Raw genomic sequence first — 19576 nt, 5'->3', positions numbered from 1 at the left:
CATCAGACCTTATACAAACATTGCCCTATAGGATATAAGCAAGCGCAATCGTCAACACGAAAAACAAGACTGCCAGCACAACCGTAATGCGGTGCAGAATCAAATCAAGACCTCTTGCTTTTTGTTTCCCGAAGAGCTGCTCCGCTCCGCCTGAAATCGCACCAGATAATCCGGCGCTTTTACTGGATTGAAGCAAAACGACAATAATAAGTGCAATACTGACGATAACCAATAAGGTAATCAAAACCGCGTGCATCCCTTACACCTCCAGACTCACTGGCCTACATTACTTCTATTTTACATGAAAAGGTTTGCCATGTCACGCCGTATCAGACGCCAAAAGACCGGATAAGACATTTTGTTTTGGTTAGCCTATTCGTATGAATTGAGCGAAAAGGGAGAACAACAATGCCGATCATCAGCACAGCCAATAAGAAACATCTATATTATGAGGAATATGGACAGGGAATCCCTATCATTTTTATTCACCCGCCGGGCATGGGCCGCAAGGTTTTTTATTATCAGCGCCTTCTGGCGGATCATTTCAGGGTGATATTTCCCGATTTAAGCGGACATGGCGACAGCGATCATGCAGACCAGCAAATCTCGATTTCCTATTACGCAAACGAGATCGTGCAATTTATGGATCGTTTGCACATTGATCAGGCTGCAGTATTCGGGTATTCCGCCGGCAGCTTAATTGCACAGCACATCGGCTTCACCCGGCCGGACAAAGTATCTCATTTGGTGTTGGCCGGCGCGTACCCCGCTGTTCATACCATGGCCGGTCAGCAGCTTCACAAAATGGGAATGTATCTTCTTGAAAAAAGTCCCGGCATGCTGATGAAAATTATCGCCAGCAGCCATACGAAAAACAGACAGCTCCGAAATCTATTAACGAGTCATATGAAAAAAGCTGACCTCGGCCATTGGTATCAATATTATCGGGATTCTCTCCGCTACAGCTGCCTTGAACAATTGCCCCGTTTTAACATGCCGATGCTGTTTATGTATGGCGGCCTGCGCGACTGGACCTTTACACATGCAGGCTATTACCGGAAAGCATGCAGCCACGCTGAATTTTTCAGGCTGGAATACCAGGGCCATCAGCTGCCGACAAAACAATGGAAAACATGCAATGAACTTGTGACGGGTTTTGTTTTGACACATTGATGATAAGGCTTAGAAAACGCTTGGTTCCCCAGGCGTTCTTAAGTTATTGACTTTTGTCAACAAAATCATAGTAAAAAAGATCCTCAAACTTCAAGTCAAAATAGTGAAGCATTTTTCCGATCACAAGCTGCCCCGGCCGTCTTTCTCCATTCAGCACACGGCTCAGTGTGGCGGGTGAGACTCCGATTTCCAGCGCAAGCTGATTGAGGGAATAATCGTTATTGACCATATACTGCAATACATAATCACGTCTAATCTGTATCTTTTCTACTGGCACTTTCCTCACCTTCCGTTCATGAAAAAACTTTTTCTATACATTTACATTACGGCGTATGTTAACTTTTGTCAATACATTTCCAGCCCACCTATTCCCTTTAGTCAATAAACATACTAAAATATGAGTAACAGTGAGGGACGGGGTGAGACATATGGAAAGCTTCGGCGAACAATTACGGGCATTGCGTGAGGAGAGAAAGCTGACAGTCAACCAGCTGGCGACTTATTCCGGTGTAAGCGCGGCCGGCATCTCCAGAATTGAAAACGGCAAACGCGGCGTTCCTAAACCTGCCACCATCAAAAAACTGGCGGAGGCCTTAAAAATTCCTTATGAAGGGCTTATGTATAAAGCGGGATATATCGAAGAGATTCATGAAGCCAGAGCGCCTTATGAAACGAAGTGCCAGCTGCTTGAAAAGGCGGAGGCTTATGACCTGAAAAATCTTGCCCTTCTTGAGAGTGAAAAATGGCAGTATCTCAACAAAGAGGATTTGCTCATGCTGGATCATTATTTCTCTTTTATTTCAGACGAAGCCAAAAAACGATCTGCTGATCAATAACTCTTTCCAGAAATGCGAGGCGATCATCATGTCAACATTCGGACAGGAATTAAGGGCGCTGCGCCGCGCCCGCAAACTGACAGTAAACCAGCTTGCGGTGTACTCGGGCATCAGCTCAGCGACCATTTCAAAAATAGAAAACGGCAAGCGCGGCACACCAAAGCCCGCGACCATAAAAAAGCTCGCAGCGGTGCTGAAAATACCGCACGAAAACCTGATGGCAGCCGCAGGGCACATTACCGCTTTTCCTGAAGAAATTCGAGAGGCTTCGGAAAGCTATCAGTCTATTTATGCGATTTATCAGACGGCTGTCACTCGAGGAACGGAGAACCTGTCTCTTTTTAACAGCGAAAAATGGCGGCATCTCTCCAAGCAGGATATTGAAAATCTCAGCAAATACTTCGATTTTTTAGCTTCCGAAGCGAAAAAACGCTCCTCTTCCACGTAATCTTCTGCATCTCTTTCCGCATTTTATCAATCACGCATGCATACGTTCCCTCGTTATTTGCGTTATAATAATGACAGACGAGGTGAAAAGTATGAACCAATCAGAAATGTGTCCTAGATTTGAAAAAGCAGTCGACATCTTGAGCAAACGCTGGGTTGCTTTAATCGTTTTTCAACTGTTGAACGGTCAGCAGCGATTTAGCGAAATAGAAGCAGCACTTCCAAATCTAAGCGGCAGAGTTCTGTCAGAAAGGCTGAAAGAACTTGAGCTTGAAGGAGTTGTTAAGCGGGACGTCATCCCCGAAACTCCGGTTCGCATCGAATATTCATTAACCGACAAAGGAATGGCGTTAGCGCCCATTCTGGGTGAAATCTCCAAATGGGCGACTGAATGGATTGACCCTTCCTTTCATATGTAATTGCTAAAACGGTTCTATCTCCACGGAGAGAAGAGCCGTTTTTTATTTTTTATTTCCAGGTGAAAAAACAATTTCTCAGCCGATATATAGTACATCACATCACTTTTTTAAAAGGAGAACACGTAAATGCGACTGACGATTTCCCGCAAATTCAGCCTGGTATTTTTGACACTGATCCTCATCAATCTGCTTATAGGCGGAATAGGCGCTTTCAATATGCAGCACATCATCAAAAAGACAGATGAAATCAACACGAAATGGATAGACGGCATTAAAGAAATTACATCTATTAATTATTTGACAGAGCACCTTTCCTCTAAGGAAAAGGATTTCCTGATTTATACAGACAAAGATAAAATGGATACGCTGGACCAAGATATGAACCAGATCCTTAAGGATATCAATGAAAAGCTTGATAACTATGAAAAGACAATCTCTAATGACAAAGAACGCAGCATTTTCGAACAGCTCAAGACTGAAGTCAACTCATATACGAATATTCATAACCAGATTTTAGAGAGCGGACGCACGAATGATATAGATAAAGCAAGGGGGTTATTGGTACAGACTGAAGCAAGCTTTGAGGATATGAAAAAATCAATCACTGAACTTGTTGACTTTAATAAAGAAGGCAGCAACACGGCGGTGAAAGAAACCAAGGATGTTTATCATAAAGGTCTCAGTTACACGGCTTTGCTTCTGGCAGCTTCCATCGCCATCAGCATATGTATTTGGCTTTATATCAATCGCAGCATTGTAAAACCGATTATTCGAATGAAGTCATCTGCGAATGAGATCGCCGAAGGCAATCTGTCAAATGACATAGAGCCGCTGGCCTCAAAAGACGAGCTCGGCGATCTGAACGAAGCGCTTCAGAAAATGGTAGGGAATTTAAGAGATATCGTCGGATATTCAAAAGAAATCTCCACCCGCGTGCTTTCTTCATCACAGGTGCTGACCACTGCAACGAATGAAACAAGAACCGGCAGCAGGCATATTACCGAAACGATGAACGAAATGGCTGAAGGCTCCGAGCAGCAGGCGCAAGACGCTGTGACAATCGCCGAATCAATGAATGAATTTACAGAAAGCATTGATAAAGCCTACAATCACGGCATGACGATCAGCGATACGTCTCAAAACGTTCTCGAACTCGCCGTAAACGGAAACGAAAATATGGATACGTCAGTGCAGCAAATGAAAACAATCCATCATATCGTTCAGGAGGCCGTTCATAAAGTGAGATCGCTGGAACAGCATTCTCAGGACATCAACAAGCTTGTTCAGGTCATCAACGGCATTGCCGAGCAAACGAACTTATTGTCACTTAATGCCGCAATTGAGGCAGCCCGCGCAGGAGAAAGCGGCAAAGGCTTCGCCGTTGTGGCTGAGGAGGTCCGAAAGCTCGCAGATGGCGTATCTGACTCCGTTCAGGATATCACTAAAATAGTTGGCGGCACACAGCAGGAAATCAACACTGTCATCCAGTACCTGGAAAGCAGCTTTACCGAAGTAGAAAAAGGTACTGAAAACCTGACTGACACCGGACAGGCCATGCAGAACATTAAGCAATCGGTCACCTATGTAGCGGACAGTATTAAGGAAGTAACGGACGGATTAAAGCAGTTAACAAACCAATCGATCACAATTAACCAATCGATTGAAAATATCGCCTCCGTTTCTGAAGAATCCGCCGCCGGCATTGAAGAAACATTTTCCATTACCGAGCAATCCGCCCATTCAATGGATCAAGTGCTTCAAAATGCTGAGGAGCTTGAGCGTTTGGCGAAAGAACTTAATGAGAAAATGGATCAGTTTACAATCTAAATAAGAAAAAAGAGGCTGGAATCATCCAAGCCTCTTTTTTTGTTCTTATGCAGCTGTTTGAATACGTCTCACCCTGGTTCTTTTTTTCTTGACCGGATGTAACGCCCGCTCCACCCAAGCCATGAGCAAATCAGCCGCAACCGCCATCACCGCAGTCGGAATCGCGCCGGCTAGAATAATCGCCGTTCCGTTTGTGGCGTTTGACCCGCGGACGATCATATCCCCAAGGCCGCCGGCGCCGACAAATGTGCCGATTGCTGTAATGCCGATAGCGATGACGAGAGCCGTTCGAAGGCCTGCCATAATGACAGAAAGCGCGAGCGGGAGCTCAACCATCCGAAGAACTTGGAATTTCGTCATCCCCATCGCTTTTCCTGATTCTAAGTATGCGTGTTCAATGCTGACAATGCCTGTGTACGTGTTTCGGATAATCGGTAGCAGGGAATACAGAAATAATGATAAAATCACTGTGTTTGCGCCGAGCCCCATGACAAGCATCAGGACTGCCAGCATGGCGAGCGCCGGAATCGTCTGAATGACATTTGTTACGGCGAATACCCATCCTGACAAGCGGCTGAAATGCGCAATGAGGATTCCGACCGGAACCCCGACGACAGCAGCAAACAAGACGCCGTAAGCCGACATGAGAAAATGGCGGCCGAACTCTTCCATTACATAGCTGCCGTTCTGTGCATAATACGTCATTAACTGTTCAAGTACATTCATTGGTCAATCCTCCTTTCACGATTCGAAGTAGTGATGCTTTTGCAAATATTCCTTGGCAACGACAGACGGTTCTTTTAGGTTACCGTCGACTTCATAGTTAAGCTCCTGCATCGTGGCTGTATCGATTTTTCCGATCATTTTCTGAATGATGCCTTCCAGTTCAGGATGTTCTTTAAGCACCTGTTCCGGAACAACAGGAGAGCAGTCGTACGGAGGGAAAAATTGTTTATCATCCTTTAGCATTTTGAGATCATAGGACTTGATCCTCCCGTCCGTGGAGTAAGCGAGGACAATGTCCATTTTTCCGCTTTTCACCGCGTCATACACAAGCCCGATCTGCATCGGATACGTGCCGCCGAATGTCATGCCGTAGGTTTTCGTAAAATCCTGATAGCCGTTCCCTTTAAGCTTCATCCAATAATTATCGACGCCCAGCTTTAATTGCGGCGCCCATTTTTTGACGTCTGATACATTTTCTAAATGATATTGGTCTGCAAGCTTCTTGCTGACGGTAAAGGCATACGTATTATCAAACCCGTAGGAGTCATACCATTTTAAATCGTATCTTTTTTTAAACTCCTGCTGTGTCAGCGCCAGCGCTTTGTCCGGATCTTTTTCAGGTTTCATCCTCAGCGTGCCTGTCAGCGCGTCACCTGTATATCTTGTGGCCGCAATATCGATTTCTCCGTTTATTAAGGCCTGCTGCTGCACCGCGTTGGAGCCGAGATTTTTAATGGTTGTTGTTTTTAGATCCGTATGGTGTTCGATCAGCTGGCCAAGCATGCTTGCGATGATTTCTGATTCACTCATGCTTTGCGCGCCGATTTTAATGGTCTGGTCTGAAGCGGCACTGAGCCCGGGAAGCGAACAGCCGCTTAGCATCAGCATTACTGCGAGCGTAAAACCGCTCAGCCATTTAAGATGTTTTCTTTTCATGAGCAGCCTCCTTATGAAACTTCCTTCATTCCCTGCAGTCCGGCAGGCGTGATTTTTCGTTCCGTCAACGCAAGCACATAATCAATGACAATCGCCAATATCGTGACGGGAACCGCTCCTCCGATGATATATTCCGGCTGATATAAATTCAGGCCGATGAAAATATAATCACCCAATCCGCCGCCTCCGATAAAGGATGCAAGCGTCGCCCAGCCGATTAAATAAATCGTGGATGTTCTGATCCCCGCCATGATGACGGGCGCGGCAAGCGGCAGTTCCACGAGGCGGATTTGTTCAGCTGCCGTCATCCCGATGCCTTTTCCTGATTCAAGCAGATTTTTGTTAACGCCGCGAATCCCGGTATACGTGTTGCGCAGGATCGGCAAAACGGAATAGAAAAACAAGGCCACAATAGCCGGAACTTTTCCGACTCCCAAGAGCGGGATAAAGAAAGCGAGGATTGCCAGACTGGGCAGCGTCTGAATGATATTCACAATGCCGATAATGGTGCCGGCTCCTTTTTTCATTCTGGTAAGCACAATCCCAAGAGGCACAGCGGCAGCCACGCCTAAAATGACGGCGATGAGAGAAATGGTGATATGCTCATATGTTTTGTAAAGCAGTTCGCCTCCGTTGGTTTGCAAAAATTCAATGATATGATTCATGTCTGACAACCTCCCTATGACAATACTGCGAGCTGTTTTTCTTCTCCCCAGATGGACTCATACACAATGTCAACCAGGCTCGCTCTCGTCACAATTCCTATTAAACGGCTGTCTTCATCTACAACCGGCACGTACTTTACACCCCGTTTTAAAATTTTGTGTACTGTATCCCGCAGCAGTGTTGCGCCCAAGACGGTGTAGATGTCTTGATGCAGGACCTCGCCTACGAGCTCGGCTTTCTTCCGGCATTGATCAATGATTTCCACATCTACATAGCCTAGAAGAACATGGCTGTCATCTACAACCAGGAGCGAGTCGACACGCTCCTGCCTCATCAGCTGGATCGCTTCAGAGAGCGTTTTATCCGCCGTAATAGTCACCGGGTGTGTACTCATAATTTGATCAACCCGCTCAACATCAGGACTTGATGACTGAATCAGGCGCTCCTTGCCGATAAACTCCTCAACAAATTCGTTTGCCGGATTTCTCAGAATATCATCAGGCGTTCCGATCTGCACAATCTCTCCGCCTTTTAAAATGACGATCCGGTCTGCTAGCTTAATCGCTTCATCCATATCATGGGTAACAAATACGATGGTTTTATGTAAGGTTTTTTGCAGTTTTTTAAATTCTTCCTGAAGGGAATCCCTCGTAATCGGGTCAAGCGCCCCAAACGGTTCATCCATTAAGATAAGCGGCGGTTCCGCGGCAAGTGCCCGTAATACACCTATTCGCTGCTGCTGTCCCCCGCTTAATTCATGAGGATAACGGTCTAAATATTCAGGTCCCATATCAACCAATTTTAAAAGCTCACGCGCACGTTCTTTCCGCTGCTGCTCCGGCCATTTCAGTAGCTTAGGCACAAGTGAAATGTTCTGCTGAATGGTCATATGGGGGAACAGTCCGATCTGCTGAATGACATAGCCGATCTTACGCCTGAGTTCTACCGGGTCCTGTTCCATCATGTTCTCGCCGTCAATAAAAATCTGACCGGCTGACGGCTCAATTAATCGGTTAATCATTTTCATCGTTGTCGTTTTTCCGCAGCCGCTTGGACCGATAAAACAAATAAATTCACCTTTTTCAATTTCCAGATTCACGCTGTTCACAGCTTTTTTGCCGCCCTTATATGTTTTCGAGACATTTTTTAATGTCAGCAAACATCGCACCTCCAAAATTAAATTCATTCAATTCGTTCAGTTTGTATTTAATTTTTCAGACAATTGAATGCTTCCCATTATAGAATAAAGTTTATAAAATAAAAAGTTTACAATTTGTTCATATTATTTATAAAGTATGTGTAAACCCTGATTTACCCGTATTGACCGGTAATGATCTCCTTATTGCTCCAATTTCCTGCCAAATTCTATGATTACAGCATTTCCGCCGCATCAAAAATGTGGTATATTGACATCGGAATTGTTAGCTGAAAGGATTGAAACTGTTGGAGAAAAATCCGTTAACGATAATTGAACAGACTGAAGACCACCTCATAGAAAGAATCGCGGAAAACATGCATGCATTTGGAATGCCCTCTACCGTTGGACGTGTGCTGGGCATTATTTATATGAATCGCAAGCCGATGACGCTGACGGAATTATCAGAAGCGACCGGCATGAGCAAAACGCGAATGAGCCAGGTCGTGCGGGACATGCTCGATGCCAACATCGCCGAGAAGGTGTTCGAAAAGGGCGTGCGAAAAGACTTATACGATGTTGAAGAGGATTACTACCAAACCTTTATCACTCTGTTTACAGCCACTTGGAGCAAAGTCGTCAGCAAAAATAAAATGATGCATAAAAAACTCAACCGGGAGCTGCTCAGTATCTTGGATGAAGAGCTTTCTCCTGAAGCGGAAGAAAAGGTGAATGAGCTGTTGAAGGAATTAAAGGAATGGCTCGACTATTACAATTGGCTCGGCCGTCTGATTGAGTTTTTTGAGAGTGAAGAGATTTTTAAATATGTGCCGAAACCGTAAAAAACGCCCTGTCATGAACAAGGCGTTTTTTTTATTAAGCTGCACTGGCCAGTTTTTTCTTCTTTTTAATCGGGCTTAACGCGCGTTCAAGCCAGCCCATGACCAAATCAGCTATCACCGCCATAAGGGCTGTCGGGATCGCGCCAGCTAATATAATCGCGGTCCCGTTCGTTGCGTTTGACCCCCTGACGATGATGTCTCCAAGGCCTCCGGCGCCGACAAATGTCCCGATGGCAGTAATGCCGATAGCAATGACGAGCGCGGTGCGGAGGCCGGCCATAATAACAGAAAGCGCCAGCGGAAGCTCTACCATCCGCAGCACTTGAAACTTTGTCATGCCCATCGCTTTTCCTGATTCAAGATAGGCATGTTCAATGCTGACAATGCCTGTGTACGTATTTCTGATGATCGGCAGCAGCGAATAAAGAAATAACGATAAAATGACCGTATTCGCGCCAAGCCCCATCACTAGCATCAGCACGGCCAGCATGGCGAGCGCCGGCACCGTCTGGATCACATTCGTGACGGCGAAAACCCAGCCGCTTAATGTTCTGTATCTGGCAATCAGGATGCCAAGCGGAATGCCGACGATGGCCGCAAACAAAACGCCGTACACCGACATCAGAAAATGGCGGTAAAACTCTTGCAGCACATAACTGCCGTTTTGCGAATAGTAAGTGCCAAGCTGCTGTAATACTTCCATTTGGTCTGCCTCTTTTCTTAGTCAAAATAATGATGTTTCTCTAAAAATTCCTTTGCCACAACAGATGGCTCCTTCAGTTTGCCGTCCACTTCGTAGTTGAGCTCCTGCATGGTTTCCGTGTCAATCTTCCCGATCAGTTTATCAATAATGCCTTCAAGCTCCGGATGTTCCTTAAGCACCTTTTCCGGAATCACCGGCGAACAGTCATACGGCGGGAAAAACTGTTTATCGTCTTTTAGGATTTTCAGATCATACGCCTTAATCCGGCCGTCTGTGGAATAAGCAAGAACAGCGTCCATTTTCTCGTTTTTGACTGCGTCATAAACAAGTCCGATTTGCATCGGATAGGTTGTTCCGAACTCAAATCCATACGTGCTGACAAAACCTTGATATCCGTCGCCCTTCCGTTTCAGCCAGGCATTGTCGACCCCCAGCTTATATTCAGAAGCGTTTTTCTTCAGATCAGACACGGTGTTTACATGCTCCTTTTCCGCAAACTTTTTTGTTACGGTAAAGGCATATGTGTTATCAAACCCGTAAGAATCAAACCATTTATATTTAAAACGTTTGTCAAATTCTTTCTGTACAATGTTCAGCGCTTTTTCCGGATTCTTCTCCGCCTCCATTCCGAGGGTGCTCGTTAAATCCGTGCCAGAATAGCGTGTGGCGGATATGTCAATGTCACCGCCGAGCATCGCCTGGTGCTGAACATAGTTTGATCCGAGATTTTTGACTAAAGCCGTATTTAAATCCGTATCGTGTTCAATAAGCTGCGCAATCATATTCGCTAAAATTTCTGATTCTGTTATACTTTGCGCCCCGACCTTGATCGTATCTTGTGAGGCGCCGCCAAGTCCCGGCAGAGAACAGCCGCTCAGCAGCATGACAAAGGCGAAAGCGAGCGCGCCGATCCATCTGATTTTTTTCGTTTTCAATACAGCCAACTCCTTAAGAAACTTCCTTCATCCCTTGCAATCCCTTCGGTGTCACTTTTCGTTCCGTCACGGCTAGCAAATAATCAATGATAATGGCTAAGATTGTAACCGGCACAGCACCGCCAATGATGTATTCAGGCTGATACAGGTTCAGTCCGATAAAAATGTAATCACCAAGACCGCCGCCGCCAATAAATGAGGCAAGGGTCGCCCAGCCGATTAAATAGATCGTGGATGTGCGGATGCCTGCCATAATAATCGGAATCGCCAGCGGAATCTCGACGAGCCGGATCTGCTCCCAGCCGGTCATTCCAATCCCTTTTCCTGACTCAAGCAGATTTTTGTTTACACCTTTAATGCCTGTATACGTATTGCGCAGAATCGGAAGCACCGAATAGAAAAATAAAGCGACGATCGCCGGCACTTTTCCAACACCGAGAAGCGGGATAAAAAATGCCAGAATCGCCAGACTCGGCAAGGTTTGCACAATGTTGACGGCACCTATAACCGCGCCTGCGCCTTTTTTCATTCTGGTCAGCAGAACGCCGAGCGGCACCGCAACGATAATACCCAATACAACAGCAATAAGAGAAATATATAAATGTTCACCTGTTTTATACAGCAGCTCTCCGCCGTTCGTCTGTAAAAAAGTCATCATTTGATTCATGTGTAAGAGCTCCTCCCCTGATCAGATCGTCATTAGCTGGTTTTCCTCGCCCCATATGGAATCATATACGATGTCCACAAGGCTTGCTCTTGTCACAATCCCTGCTAAATGGTGCTCTTCATCAACAACGGGAACATACTTAATTCCTTGCTTCAAGATTTTCCGGACGGTATCGCGGAGAAGGGCTCCTTTTTGCACGGTATACATATCCGAGCGGTACACATCACCAACAACGCTCGCTTTTTTGCGGTTTTGATCAATGATTTCAACATCTACGTATCCCTTCAGCACATTTTGCTCATCTACAACAAGCAGCGAGTCGACGCGTTTTTCTCTCATCAGCTGAATGGCCTGAGAAAGCGTTTTGTCCGCTGTAACCGTGACAGGCATTCTGTTCATCATCTGCTCAACCCGCTCAATTTCAGGCCTTGTCTGGATCAGGCGCTCTTTCCCGATAAATTCTTCTACAAATTCATTTGCCGGATTTCTGAGAATCTCATCAGGTGTGCCGACCTGAACGATTTCACCCGCTTTTAAAATCACAATCCGGTCAGCTAGCTTAATGGCTTCGTCCATGTCGTGGGTCACAAACACGATGGTTTTGTTTAACGTTCTCTGCAGTTTTTTAAATTCTTCCTGAAGGGAATCCCGCGTGATCGGGTCAAGCGCTCCGAACGGTTCATCCATTAAAATGAGAGGGGGTTCCGCAGCCAGTGCGCGCAGCACGCCGATTCTTTGCTGCTGTCCGCCGCTGAGCTCGTGGGGATAACGGTCTAAATATTCAGGGCCCATATCAACAAGCTTTAACAGCTCTCTCGCCCGTTCTTTCCGTTTTTCTTCAGGCCATTTCAGCAGTTTCGGAACGAGTGAAATGTTCTGCTGAATGGTCATGTGGGGAAACAAACCGATCTGCTGAATCACATAGCCGATTTTTCTCCGCAGTTCAACCGGGTCCTGTTCCATTATGTTTTCTCCGTCGATAAAGATCTTTCCTGACGACGGTTCAATCAGTCGATTAATCATCTTCATCGTCGTCGTTTTTCCGCAGCCGCTCGGGCCGATAAAACAGATAAATTCGCCCTTGGCAATATCTAAATCAATGCTGTTCACAGCTTTTTTGCCGCCTTTATATACTTTTGACACTTGTTCTAATTTCAGCAATCCGTGCACCTCCGCAGGTTCCGTTAATTTTTCTGAAAAGTATAATCTTTATTATAATTTGAACTTTGTAAAATAAAAAGTTTACAATGTGTTGAAATTATATGTTATTTACAGATTATTTATTGTTATGACTCAGGCAGAGAGGGTGTTCTTACAATTACGCCGGATACCTCTCGCTTCCTCCGCATACAGCTGTTTTCAACAACTGGCAGAAATATGATATATTGACACCATCAATTGCCATTTGAAGGGATGATCAGCTGTGGAAAAAACTGCTCTCGACATCATTGAACATGCTGAAGAGCATCTCATCGAGAAGATTGCCGAAAACATGCATACGTTTGGAATGCCTTCTACTGTCGGGCGTGTGCTCGGGATTATTTATATGAATCGAAAACCGATGACGTTAAGCGAGCTGTCAGAAGCAACAGGCATGAGCAAAACACGGATGAGCCAGGTCGTCCGTGAAATGATTGATGCCAACATTGCCGAAAAGGTGTTTGAAAAAGGCGTAAGAAAAGATCTTTACGACGTAGAGCAGGATTATTATCAAACCTTCATATCTTTATTTGCGGCGAACTGGACAAAGGTCGTGAGCAAAAACAAAGTGCTGTACAAAAAATTAAACCGGGAGCTGACGGATCTTTTACAAAGGGACGAGCTTCCCCGAGAAGCCGAAGAGAAAGTCAATCAGCTGCTGAATGAATTAAGAGAATGGCTTCATTACTATGATTGGCTGAGCCGCTTAATTGAGTTTTTTGAGAGTGAAGAAGTATTTGAATACGTGCCGAAAACAGCTGAAAGCAGCTCCCTGAAGTAAGGGAACTGCTTTTCTACATGATGAGATTAATATTGGAAACATCATATATGAGAACATCGTATACTTCCTCCATGTGACATTGGCCTTACCAAGAGGCTGATTCTTCGCAAACGTTTATAGCCGTTCGGAAACGCCGCGTGCTACAATGAAGTGACTATGTAAATAGGAAGGATGTATCTATATGTTCAAGAAAATTGCAGCAGATGCACTCGGATTATCAGATATCGGAAAAATTATCGAACCTCAGGATTATGACAAAACAGATGCTGATGACTATGTCATGCATGAAGACAACGAAAAAATTTATTTCCTGATTAAAACAAAAGCCGATGAATATTGCTTCACGAATCTGGCGCTGATCCATGTTGACGGCGAACGTGCCACTTCCTCCAAACGAACGCTGAAACGCTACCCTTATTCCCAATATAAAATCTCTGATGTTTTTCTGGAAACCGCCGGGAAGGTCGATTTGGATGTTGAAATCAAGTTCAAGCTGGGCTCTGAACAATTTGACATCGATGTGCATAAAGAGCAAATTGAAAAGCTGAAAGATTTGTATAAAGCCCTTCTCCGTATCTCTGAAACGATCTATGAAAATGACATTTTGATCAATCAGGCTGAGCAAAGTCTGGAACGAGCAGTCACCATCCTTCAGCATACCCGCCCTGAGCACGTCAATATTGAAACACAATACAAAGAGCTGACCGAATTCGGGTTTACATGGGTCACTTCCGTCCGCTCGCAGTACCATATTAAAGATTTCGGTGACGTATTTGAAAAATATATGAATAACTAGAAACAAGACACGGGTTCGCATCTGGCAGCTCGTGTCTTGTTTCTGATACATAATCTTGGAGAAAATTTTTTACCTGGATATTGGTTACTTTTCTACTTTTTTCTTTTATAATGACATTATTAGTCTATTTTCCCTATATTACATGTAAAAGGAGTCATCATATGTTTTGTCCTCAATGCGGCCATCAAGCAGATGGCGGAAAGTTTTGTGAGAAATGCGGATCGCCTCTTCCGCACCAAGCCGGCGAAAATCAAGGAGCACAGGCGGGAGCTGAAGCTGCAAAACAAGCAGCAAAGCAGTTCGGTTCATTTGTTCTGGCTGTTCTGAAACGCCCTTATCAGGAGTGCAAAACAACAGGCGGCGAACAGCTGATCAGCGGAATCATTACAATGGTGCTTTTCAGTTTACTAACTCCGCTGATGTTTTATATTCTTTTTTCAGAAGGTCCCGGCAGTGCGAGCTTTACAGAAATCTTTTTAAAGCCAACCATTTACTTTGCCCTTTTTATTTTCGGGTTGCATGCATTGATCTTTTTTTCCTTAAAAATCGCGGGAAACCAAGTCTCATTTAAAGATTCATTCTCCAGATTTGGTGCGTTTCTTATTCCGTTTACAGCTATTTTGATTCTTGCACTTTTATTGTTTTTATTACATACAGATCTTTGTTTCACCGTGTTAGCGATTGGTTTAATCGGCGCATTCTTCGCTATTCCCCCTGCGATGCTGAGCAGTTACCAGCATTCGTATAAAGGAAAAGCTGATATCATTTACTCAACCATTGTGATTTATCTGATCACGTGCGTTGCGTTTCGGTTCATCATCGAACATTATATCAAAGAGATTTTCCGTTATATCTTTTTTTAAAAAACACCCCCATCGCCTGCTGGTGATGGGGGTTTGTTTTTATTGAATAGATGTTAAATAAATTCTTCCGTCTTTCACTACGCCGGTGTAGGTCCAGTTGTATGTTCTGCGCTTTGTACTGCCGCCTGATTTTGTAATATCAAATTCTTCATATGTTTTAATTGTGATATTCGAGCCGCTTTGATTAAAGCTTTTTACCTCTACATCAATAAATACTTCAGTCGTCCCCTCGCTGTACAGCTTCTTAACCAATTTCTGCTGATCATTATATAATGAACTTCCTTTTTCCAGATTGCCTTCCATGACCGCAAATTCATTTAAATTCACTGCGGTTGATTGATTTGTCAGATAATTAACCATAAATGATGTCACTTGTTCATCCGTGACATCGTCGGCCGATGGGCTTACGCTTGCTTTCTTGCCTTTCGAGTCTGCCCAGGCTGACGTGTACGTCTCTGCATGATCATTTTTTATTTTCTTTATATTTGTTCCGGCAGAATCAAAAGTTGATTCTGCATCTTCGAACATCCACTTTTTCTGTTTTTTATCATATGAAAGCAGATATTCATAGCTCGGGCTCTCATCCGACATTTCAGGTTTTGTATAGTCATTATAATTAGCCGACTGGTGAAGTTCTTTTCCTTTTACTGACGCCTGCCATGTACCGTCATTTTTCTGGGATAGAGCAAATGTATCCAAATCAAAGTCTGTTTCCAGATATTTATCTTTTAAGTAAGAATCCGTGTTTTTCATCGAATCCACGTTATCTTTTACTTCGGCTTTCCAACTGGCACTTGCCTCTGTCATCTGAGCTGTATTTCCATCAGAAAGCGCTTTGGAATATTGCTTTGTCGTTTTGACAATCGTATTCATGATTGTTTCTTGTGTATCTTGGTCAGGAATTAACGTTAACTCCATTTCTTTGCTATCAATCGGCACACCCGCTGTTTTTGTTTTTCCCCATGGAAACTCCGTTTCAACCGCAGCTGTCATTGATCCGTCTGTCAGAAGCGGTCCGTATGTGACAGATTTGAACGGATCCTTATGGATGGATTTACCGTTAATCAGCAAATCTCCCTTTCCATCCTTCATGTCGTCCGCTAAGCTGAATGTTACATTATCTGCTTCCAATGAGAGATCAACACGAAAGCTATTGTCACCAACCGCCTGAATGTCTTCCTTTTTCACAAGATCGACTACATCGTTTTTCAGTTTGGCTGAGACTGTATATTCGCCGGGAATGTACGGTCCGAGGGTTTGTGCTTGATCTGCTTTCTTTACAGATCCGGCTTCCTCTTTATTCACATAGAGATCCGTATGTTTATAATTGCTGGTTACTTCAAAATAAACAGGTGCTATCTTTAAATCATAATGGTCAAATACTAGCAAAGTTTTCCCGTCTTTCTCCGCGTATACAATATCCTTTTGGACTGTTTCAGCACGCAGCGATGAAAAAAGCTCATCTTTTTTGTCAGGATGATCCTTTAAATATGTAAGAAACGGCTTTACGTTTTGTTTAGTAAGCTTGAGCCTGTCATTTGCCGGTGTTAGCAGCGAAGCGATTTGGTCTTTATCCTCATCATTTACAGCCTGCTCAAATTTGTCGACTAACCTGTCCTTAGAAGTAAGGTACGCTCCGGTTTTATATGCAGCGAAGAATATGACGCACGCTGCGGCAATGCTGCTCCATAAAATGATAGTTTTCTTAGGGATTGGTTTTCGCGGAGCCTGCCTCGTTTCAGCAGTGCTTGCTGTTTCTTTATTTGCCTGTCTGCTGCTCCCTCCGATCGGGGTGCCGCATTCTTTACAAAACTTGGCCCCTTCATTATTTTTTTGACCGCATTCCTTACAAAACATGTGACTTTCCTCCTATTTTTTATCCACTATTTTGTACAGATTTCCTATGTTACATATTTTATAATAGAATGGTATGAAATTGGAGGAAATCATGAAAATATCTCTATAAACATATGAAAAGGTGGAATGTACGTGCAAAAGCTCAGGATTCAAATAAGAGAAAAAGCAAATGACGAATTATACGATCTATTGCTGCTCGCCGATCCGTCGAAAGACATTGTAGATGAATATCTTGAAAGAGGAGAATGTTACACAGCTTGGGCCGGTGATGAACTTGCCGGTGTTTATGTATTGCTAAAAACAAGGCCGCAAACAGTTGAAATTGTAAATATTGCCGTAAAAGAGTCTCTTCAAAAGAAGGGTTTTGGCAAACAGCTTGTCCATGACGCCATCGAAAAGGCAAAGGAGCTGGGTGCGGACACGATTGAAATCGGCACGGGAAATTCCAGCATTCATCAGCTTTCTCTCTATCAAAAATGCGGTTTCCGCCTGCAGGCCATCGATCATGATTTCTTTACCCGACATTATGATGAGGACATTTTCGAAAACGGCATACAATGCCGTGATATGGTGAGACTTTATTTGGATCTTTAATGAAAGAGCTGCCGTATGATAATCGGCAGCTCTTTCATATAGAAATTAAAAAAACTGATTCGCTTTTTTCCCGGCATCCCGTTGCATTCCCTGCCTCACTGACAGTATGAAAAAAGTCAGCACGAGGGTCAGACCGACAGCCAGAAAAATATAATCAGCGTCCATAAACACAAGAAGCACTGTATAAACAGCTGCTGAAAGAGGTTCTCCCATCTTTACAATAGAAAAAATAAGCGCGAAAATTCTTCCGAAGTATTCAGTCGGAACAGTCTTTTGAAAAAACAGAACTGTTTGCACATCAATATACGAGATAATAACACCTAGTATCAAAAAAATGACACATTCAAGCCCGCTAAGCTGAAAAAACAAAAACATTATGAGCAATCCGACAGCTGTTAAAGTTCTGGGATAGAGCCGTTCAAGCCGCTTAGTATTCCACTTAAAAAATACAGCAAGATTACCTAAGAGCATTCCGCCCTGAAACATTGCATACATGACGGCGAACCACACAGAATAGTTTTCATGAAAACGTTCCACTGCAAGAATCGGCCCCATAACCGAAATAAACCCGGCAATGACAAGATTCACGATAAAAAAATAACCGACAGAAGTCATCCAAGATGAGTTGCCTTTCAGCATTCTGTATCCTGTCTTAAGGGCTTCTGCCCCTTTGCTTTTTAGGCCGGCAGGTTCTGAAATGTGGATAACTGCAATCAATGCAGCGGATACAAAAAAGGCGGTTCCATTAATGAAAAACAGCAGCCCGAACGGAATGGCCGCAAGCAAAACGCCGCTGATCAGCTTTCCGACGATCAGACCAATAAGTTCGCTTGTATTCATTAAAGATGTCGCTTGATCTAGATGTTTCTGAGGGACAAGTATCGGGATAAGCGCGACTTTCGCCGGGGAAAAGAGCATCGATTGCAGCGATAAACAAAATGCGCATACACCGATGATCCATACAGTTAAAAAACCATTTGCGCTAAGGACTGCCAAGAGAATCATAATGACTGCCCTTCCTGTATTACACATATACAATATGGTTTTTTTTCGAAAAGAATCAATTAAGGGGCCTGTAAACATTCCGAAGGTCAGGGGAACGAGCTCGATAAAAGAAATCACCCCGACCAATATTTTACTTCCGGTCAAATCGAGTACAAGAAGCGGAAGCGCGATGAGCCAGACGCCATCCGCCGCGGAAGAAAATACTTGTGCAGCCCAAAGTTTGGCATAATTTGGTGTTCGATATGCCGAATCACGGCCGTTTTTGATCTTCATCAGAAGCACCGCCGAACCATTCTAATGTTCTCCATGATTCTTTTCTTTGTGTATAATCCTCTTCCATCACTTCAAATACGATACCTGTGCCATCACCGCGGTGTATCTCTTTTAACATCTCTGCTGCTTGTCTGAGCAATGTTTCATCTATCGTTCCTTCTGCGGGATGACGCCCTTCAAAACAGCGGACACCTCCATGCGGGAAGGCTAGCTGGCAAAACGAACTGAAATGATAATGTTTAATGCTGTCCTTTAAGGAAAGAAATTGAAAAAAGTCAGGGTATCTCAGCTTTTCATTCCTGAACATAAGTGATGATGATAAATGTGTCTGATAGGTAATGGCCCAATGACACAGATCCCATGTAATCCCGATATGTTTTAAACCGAGCTGAATCAGTTCCTCAAAATCCTCAGGATAAATGAATATCGGGTCAAAGTCTTCGCCCAGATTCCCGATAATCGGCAGATTTTCGACTCCAATCCATATATCTGTTCCTTTTAGCTCTTCATCAAACTCTGCAAAAAATTCAATGACTTTTCTGCGGTTTCCTTCTAAATCATAGCCTTGAAATTCTTCAACGGACATAAATTGATTGGCATGAACAATTATCCCCTTGGCGCCATATACATCCGCAAGCTCTGCAAAATGAAGCAGACGGTCCTTTATATGCGCTTCATGAACATAATCCGCATTGTCGGTGGGAAAATGAAGTGTCAATAATGACGGCTCAAGCTGTTTTGTGTAATCAAGTGTCCGCTTGAAGGTTTTAACATAATCTGTTGCTTCAAACGATTTTCCGTCAAAAATATTGGCTTCAAGGCCATATCCTGCTTCGACCCACTTTTTATCAATTTGCTTCGGGTCTAACCCGAAAAACGGTATTTGCGCAATCAT

At 44.0% G+C, this 19576-nt stretch carries 23 protein-coding genes; 10 read left to right on the top strand and 13 right to left on the bottom strand.

From position 1 onward, the window contains the following. Window positions 1–25 precede the first annotated feature (25 nt). A complete protein-coding gene (secG, locus tag KXD37_RS09805) occupies window positions 26–256 on the bottom strand; it encodes a preprotein translocase subunit SecG (RefSeq protein ID WP_003220028.1) in 231 nt (76 codons plus the stop codon). A gap of 152 nt (window positions 257–408) precedes the next feature. Here secG and KXD37_RS09800 point away from each other — a divergent pair, with 152 nt between their 5' ends. After that, window positions 409–1173 carry an alpha/beta fold hydrolase gene (locus KXD37_RS09800; RefSeq protein ID WP_059353555.1) on the top strand — a complete coding sequence of 255 codons (765 nt, stop codon included), beginning with the start codon at window positions 409–411 and terminating at the stop codon, window positions 1171–1173. Between the two features lie 43 nt (window positions 1174–1216). Here the strand turns inward: KXD37_RS09800 and KXD37_RS09795 are convergent, their stop codons facing one another. Beyond that, the gene (locus KXD37_RS09795; RefSeq protein ID WP_024122859.1) at window positions 1217–1450 is read right to left on the bottom strand and encodes a helix-turn-helix domain-containing protein; all 234 of its coding nucleotides are present in this window, start codon (window positions 1448–1450) and stop codon (window positions 1217–1219) included. A 151-nt stretch (window positions 1451–1601) separates the two neighbouring features. Here KXD37_RS09795 and rghR point away from each other — a divergent pair, with 151 nt between their 5' ends. The 4 genes from rghR to KXD37_RS09775 all read left to right on the top strand — a co-directional run bounded on the left by rghR (window position 1602) and on the right by KXD37_RS09775 (window position 4702). Then, the gene (gene rghR, locus KXD37_RS09790) at window positions 1602–2009 is read left to right on the top strand and encodes a transcriptional repressor RghR (protein WP_024122860.1); all 408 of its coding nucleotides are present in this window, start codon (window positions 1602–1604) and stop codon (window positions 2007–2009) included. 28 nt (window positions 2010–2037) lie between these two features. Next, a complete protein-coding gene (locus tag KXD37_RS09785; RefSeq protein ID WP_024122861.1) occupies window positions 2038–2457 on the top strand; it encodes a helix-turn-helix domain-containing protein in 420 nt (139 codons plus the stop codon). 91 nt (window positions 2458–2548) lie between these two features. Next, the gene (catR, locus tag KXD37_RS09780) at window positions 2549–2875 is read left to right on the top strand and encodes a catDE operon transcriptional regulator CatR (RefSeq protein WP_010331897.1); all 327 of its coding nucleotides are present in this window, start codon (window positions 2549–2551) and stop codon (window positions 2873–2875) included. Window positions 2876–3001: 126 nt separating this feature from the next. After that, window positions 3002–4702 carry a methyl-accepting chemotaxis protein gene (locus KXD37_RS09775; protein WP_024122862.1) on the top strand — a complete coding sequence of 567 codons (1701 nt, stop codon included), beginning with the start codon at window positions 3002–3004 and terminating at the stop codon, window positions 4700–4702. 45 nt (window positions 4703–4747) lie between these two features. Here the strand turns inward: KXD37_RS09775 and KXD37_RS09770 are convergent, their stop codons facing one another. From KXD37_RS09770 to opuBA, 4 genes are read right to left on the bottom strand one after another with little or no spacing between them, the layout of a single operon-like run. After that, window positions 4748–5428 carry an ABC transporter permease gene (locus tag KXD37_RS09770; protein WP_255002008.1) on the bottom strand — a complete coding sequence of 227 codons (681 nt, stop codon included), beginning with the start codon at window positions 5426–5428 and terminating at the stop codon, window positions 4748–4750. Window positions 5429–5443: 15 nt separating this feature from the next. After that, complete coding sequence (gene opuBC / locus KXD37_RS09765; RefSeq protein ID WP_263463500.1) at window positions 5444–6364, bottom strand: choline ABC transporter substrate-binding lipoprotein OpuBC; 921 nt, start codon at window positions 6362–6364, stop codon at window positions 5444–5446. 11 nt (window positions 6365–6375) lie between these two features. Continuing rightward, entirely contained in the window at window positions 6376–7029 is a 654-nt protein-coding gene (locus tag KXD37_RS09760) for an ABC transporter permease (protein ID WP_095713009.1), read from the bottom strand. A gap of 14 nt (window positions 7030–7043) precedes the next feature. Continuing rightward, a complete protein-coding gene (gene opuBA, locus KXD37_RS09755) occupies window positions 7044–8189 on the bottom strand; it encodes a choline ABC transporter ATP-binding protein OpuBA (protein ID WP_101864778.1) in 1146 nt (381 codons plus the stop codon). A gap of 284 nt (window positions 8190–8473) precedes the next feature. Between opuBA and KXD37_RS09750 the strand changes: the two genes are divergently transcribed. After that, the gene (locus KXD37_RS09750) at window positions 8474–9007 is read left to right on the top strand and encodes a GbsR/MarR family transcriptional regulator (protein ID WP_106019566.1); all 534 of its coding nucleotides are present in this window, start codon (window positions 8474–8476) and stop codon (window positions 9005–9007) included. A 34-nt stretch (window positions 9008–9041) separates the two neighbouring features. Here KXD37_RS09750 and opuCD read toward each other — a convergent pair whose 3' ends face one another. The 4 genes from opuCD to opuCA form a co-directional block, all read right to left on the bottom strand. Further along, the gene (opuCD, locus tag KXD37_RS09745; protein ID WP_101864776.1) at window positions 9042–9710 is read right to left on the bottom strand and encodes a glycine betaine/carnitine/choline/choline sulfate ABC transporter permease OpuCD; all 669 of its coding nucleotides are present in this window, start codon (window positions 9708–9710) and stop codon (window positions 9042–9044) included. Window positions 9711–9727: 17 nt separating this feature from the next. Next, window positions 9728–10594, bottom strand: a complete 867-nt coding sequence (gene opuCC / locus KXD37_RS09740) for an osmoprotectant ABC transporter substrate-binding lipoprotein OpuCC (protein WP_106019934.1) — start codon at window positions 10592–10594, stop codon at window positions 9728–9730. A 64-nt stretch (window positions 10595–10658) separates the two neighbouring features. Continuing rightward, on the bottom strand, window positions 10659–11312 hold the full coding sequence (opuCB, locus tag KXD37_RS09735) for a glycine betaine/carnitine/choline/choline sulfate ABC transporter permease OpuCB (RefSeq protein ID WP_024122875.1): 654 nt from the start codon (window positions 11310–11312) through the stop codon (window positions 10659–10661). A gap of 21 nt (window positions 11313–11333) precedes the next feature. Beyond that, complete coding sequence (opuCA, locus tag KXD37_RS09730; RefSeq protein WP_101859940.1) at window positions 11334–12473, bottom strand: osmoprotectant ABC transporter ATP-binding protein OpuCA; 1140 nt, start codon at window positions 12471–12473, stop codon at window positions 11334–11336. Window positions 12474–12735: 262 nt separating this feature from the next. Between opuCA and opcR the strand changes: the two genes are divergently transcribed. The 3 genes from opcR (at window position 12736) to KXD37_RS09715 (ending at window position 14952) form a co-directional block, all read left to right on the top strand. Next, complete coding sequence (gene opcR, locus KXD37_RS09725) at window positions 12736–13293, top strand: opuC operon transcriptional regulator OpcR (protein WP_044159138.1); 558 nt, start codon at window positions 12736–12738, stop codon at window positions 13291–13293. A gap of 181 nt (window positions 13294–13474) precedes the next feature. Further along, complete coding sequence (locus KXD37_RS09720; protein WP_024122878.1) at window positions 13475–14089, top strand: PH domain-containing protein; 615 nt, start codon at window positions 13475–13477, stop codon at window positions 14087–14089. A 161-nt stretch (window positions 14090–14250) separates the two neighbouring features. After that, complete coding sequence (locus tag KXD37_RS09715) at window positions 14251–14952, top strand: zinc ribbon domain-containing protein (RefSeq protein ID WP_106021992.1); 702 nt, start codon at window positions 14251–14253, stop codon at window positions 14950–14952. Between the two features lie 39 nt (window positions 14953–14991). On the opposite strand, the gene KXD37_RS09710 is transcribed toward KXD37_RS09715, so the two are convergent. Beyond that, window positions 14992–16809, bottom strand: a complete 1818-nt coding sequence (locus tag KXD37_RS09710; protein ID WP_263463499.1) for a zinc ribbon domain-containing protein — start codon at window positions 16807–16809, stop codon at window positions 14992–14994. 126 nt (window positions 16810–16935) lie between these two features. On the opposite strand from KXD37_RS09710, the gene KXD37_RS09705 reads away from it, so the two are divergent. Beyond that, window positions 16936–17403, top strand: coding sequence for a GNAT family N-acetyltransferase (locus KXD37_RS09705; protein WP_081638366.1), 468 nt, complete (start codon window positions 16936–16938; stop codon window positions 17401–17403). Between the two features lie 45 nt (window positions 17404–17448). On the opposite strand, the gene KXD37_RS09700 is transcribed toward KXD37_RS09705, so the two are convergent. Continuing rightward, window positions 17449–18681, bottom strand: a complete 1233-nt coding sequence (locus KXD37_RS09700) for an MFS transporter (RefSeq protein WP_151174516.1) — start codon at window positions 18679–18681, stop codon at window positions 17449–17451. Continuing rightward, window positions 18659–19576 carry a TIM barrel protein gene (locus KXD37_RS09695; RefSeq protein ID WP_095713004.1) on the bottom strand — a complete coding sequence of 306 codons (918 nt, stop codon included), beginning with the start codon at window positions 19574–19576 and terminating at the stop codon, window positions 18659–18661. Before KXD37_RS09695 ends, KXD37_RS09700 begins: the two co-directional genes overlap by 23 nt.

This window comes from Bacillus sp. XT-2 (assembly GCF_025696525.1).
GTDB classification, from domain to species: Bacteria; Bacillota; Bacilli; order Bacillales; family Bacillaceae; genus Bacillus; species Bacillus halotolerans.
The sequence above is the reverse complement of the archived record's forward strand: the minus strand, read 5'-3'. Positions and strand labels throughout refer to the sequence as shown.

Bases quoted from the DNA above. Each gene is read 5' to 3' on its own strand.
- secG (WP_003220028.1), bottom strand. From the start codon at position 256: ATGCACGCGGTTTTGATTACCTTATTGGTTATCGTCAGTATTGCACTT.
- KXD37_RS09800 (WP_059353555.1), top strand. From the start codon at position 409: ATGCCGATCATCAGCACAGCCAATAAGAAACATCTATATTATGAGGAA.
- rghR (WP_024122860.1), top strand. From the start codon at position 1,602: ATGGAAAGCTTCGGCGAACAATTACGGGCATTGCGTGAGGAGAGAAAG.
- KXD37_RS09785 (WP_024122861.1), top strand. From the start codon at position 2,038: ATGTCAACATTCGGACAGGAATTAAGGGCGCTGCGCCGCGCCCGCAAA.
- catR (WP_010331897.1), top strand. From the start codon at position 2,549: ATGAACCAATCAGAAATGTGTCCTAGATTTGAAAAAGCAGTCGACATC.
- KXD37_RS09775 (WP_024122862.1), top strand. From the start codon at position 3,002: ATGCGACTGACGATTTCCCGCAAATTCAGCCTGGTATTTTTGACACTG.
- KXD37_RS09770 (WP_255002008.1), bottom strand. From the start codon at position 5,428: ATGAATGTACTTGAACAGTTAATGACGTATTATGCACAGAACGGCAGC.
- opuBC (WP_263463500.1), bottom strand. From the start codon at position 6,364: ATGAAAAGAAAACATCTTAAATGGCTGAGCGGTTTTACGCTCGCAGTA.
- KXD37_RS09760 (WP_095713009.1), bottom strand. From the start codon at position 7,029: ATGAATCATATCATTGAATTTTTGCAAACCAACGGAGGCGAACTGCTT.
- opuCD (WP_101864776.1), bottom strand. From the start codon at position 9,710: ATGGAAGTATTACAGCAGCTTGGCACTTACTATTCGCAAAACGGCAGT.
- opuCC (WP_106019934.1), bottom strand. From the start codon at position 10,594: ATGCTGCTGAGCGGCTGTTCTCTGCCGGGACTTGGCGGCGCCTCACAA.
- opuCB (WP_024122875.1), bottom strand. From the start codon at position 11,312: ATGAATCAAATGATGACTTTTTTACAGACGAACGGCGGAGAGCTGCTG.
- KXD37_RS09720 (WP_024122878.1), top strand. From the start codon at position 13,475: ATGTTCAAGAAAATTGCAGCAGATGCACTCGGATTATCAGATATCGGA.
- KXD37_RS09715 (WP_106021992.1), top strand. From the start codon at position 14,251: ATGTTTTGTCCTCAATGCGGCCATCAAGCAGATGGCGGAAAGTTTTGT.
- KXD37_RS09710 (WP_263463499.1), bottom strand. From the start codon at position 16,809: ATGTTTTGTAAGGAATGCGGTCAAAAAAATAATGAAGGGGCCAAGTTT.
- KXD37_RS09705 (WP_081638366.1), top strand. From the start codon at position 16,936: ATGTACGTGCAAAAGCTCAGGATTCAAATAAGAGAAAAAGCAAATGAC.
- KXD37_RS09700 (WP_151174516.1), bottom strand. From the start codon at position 18,681: ATGAAGATCAAAAACGGCCGTGATTCGGCATATCGAACACCAAATTAT.
- KXD37_RS09695 (WP_095713004.1), bottom strand. From the start codon at position 19,576: ATGATTGCGCAAATACCGTTTTTCGGGTTAGACCCGAAGCAAATTGAT.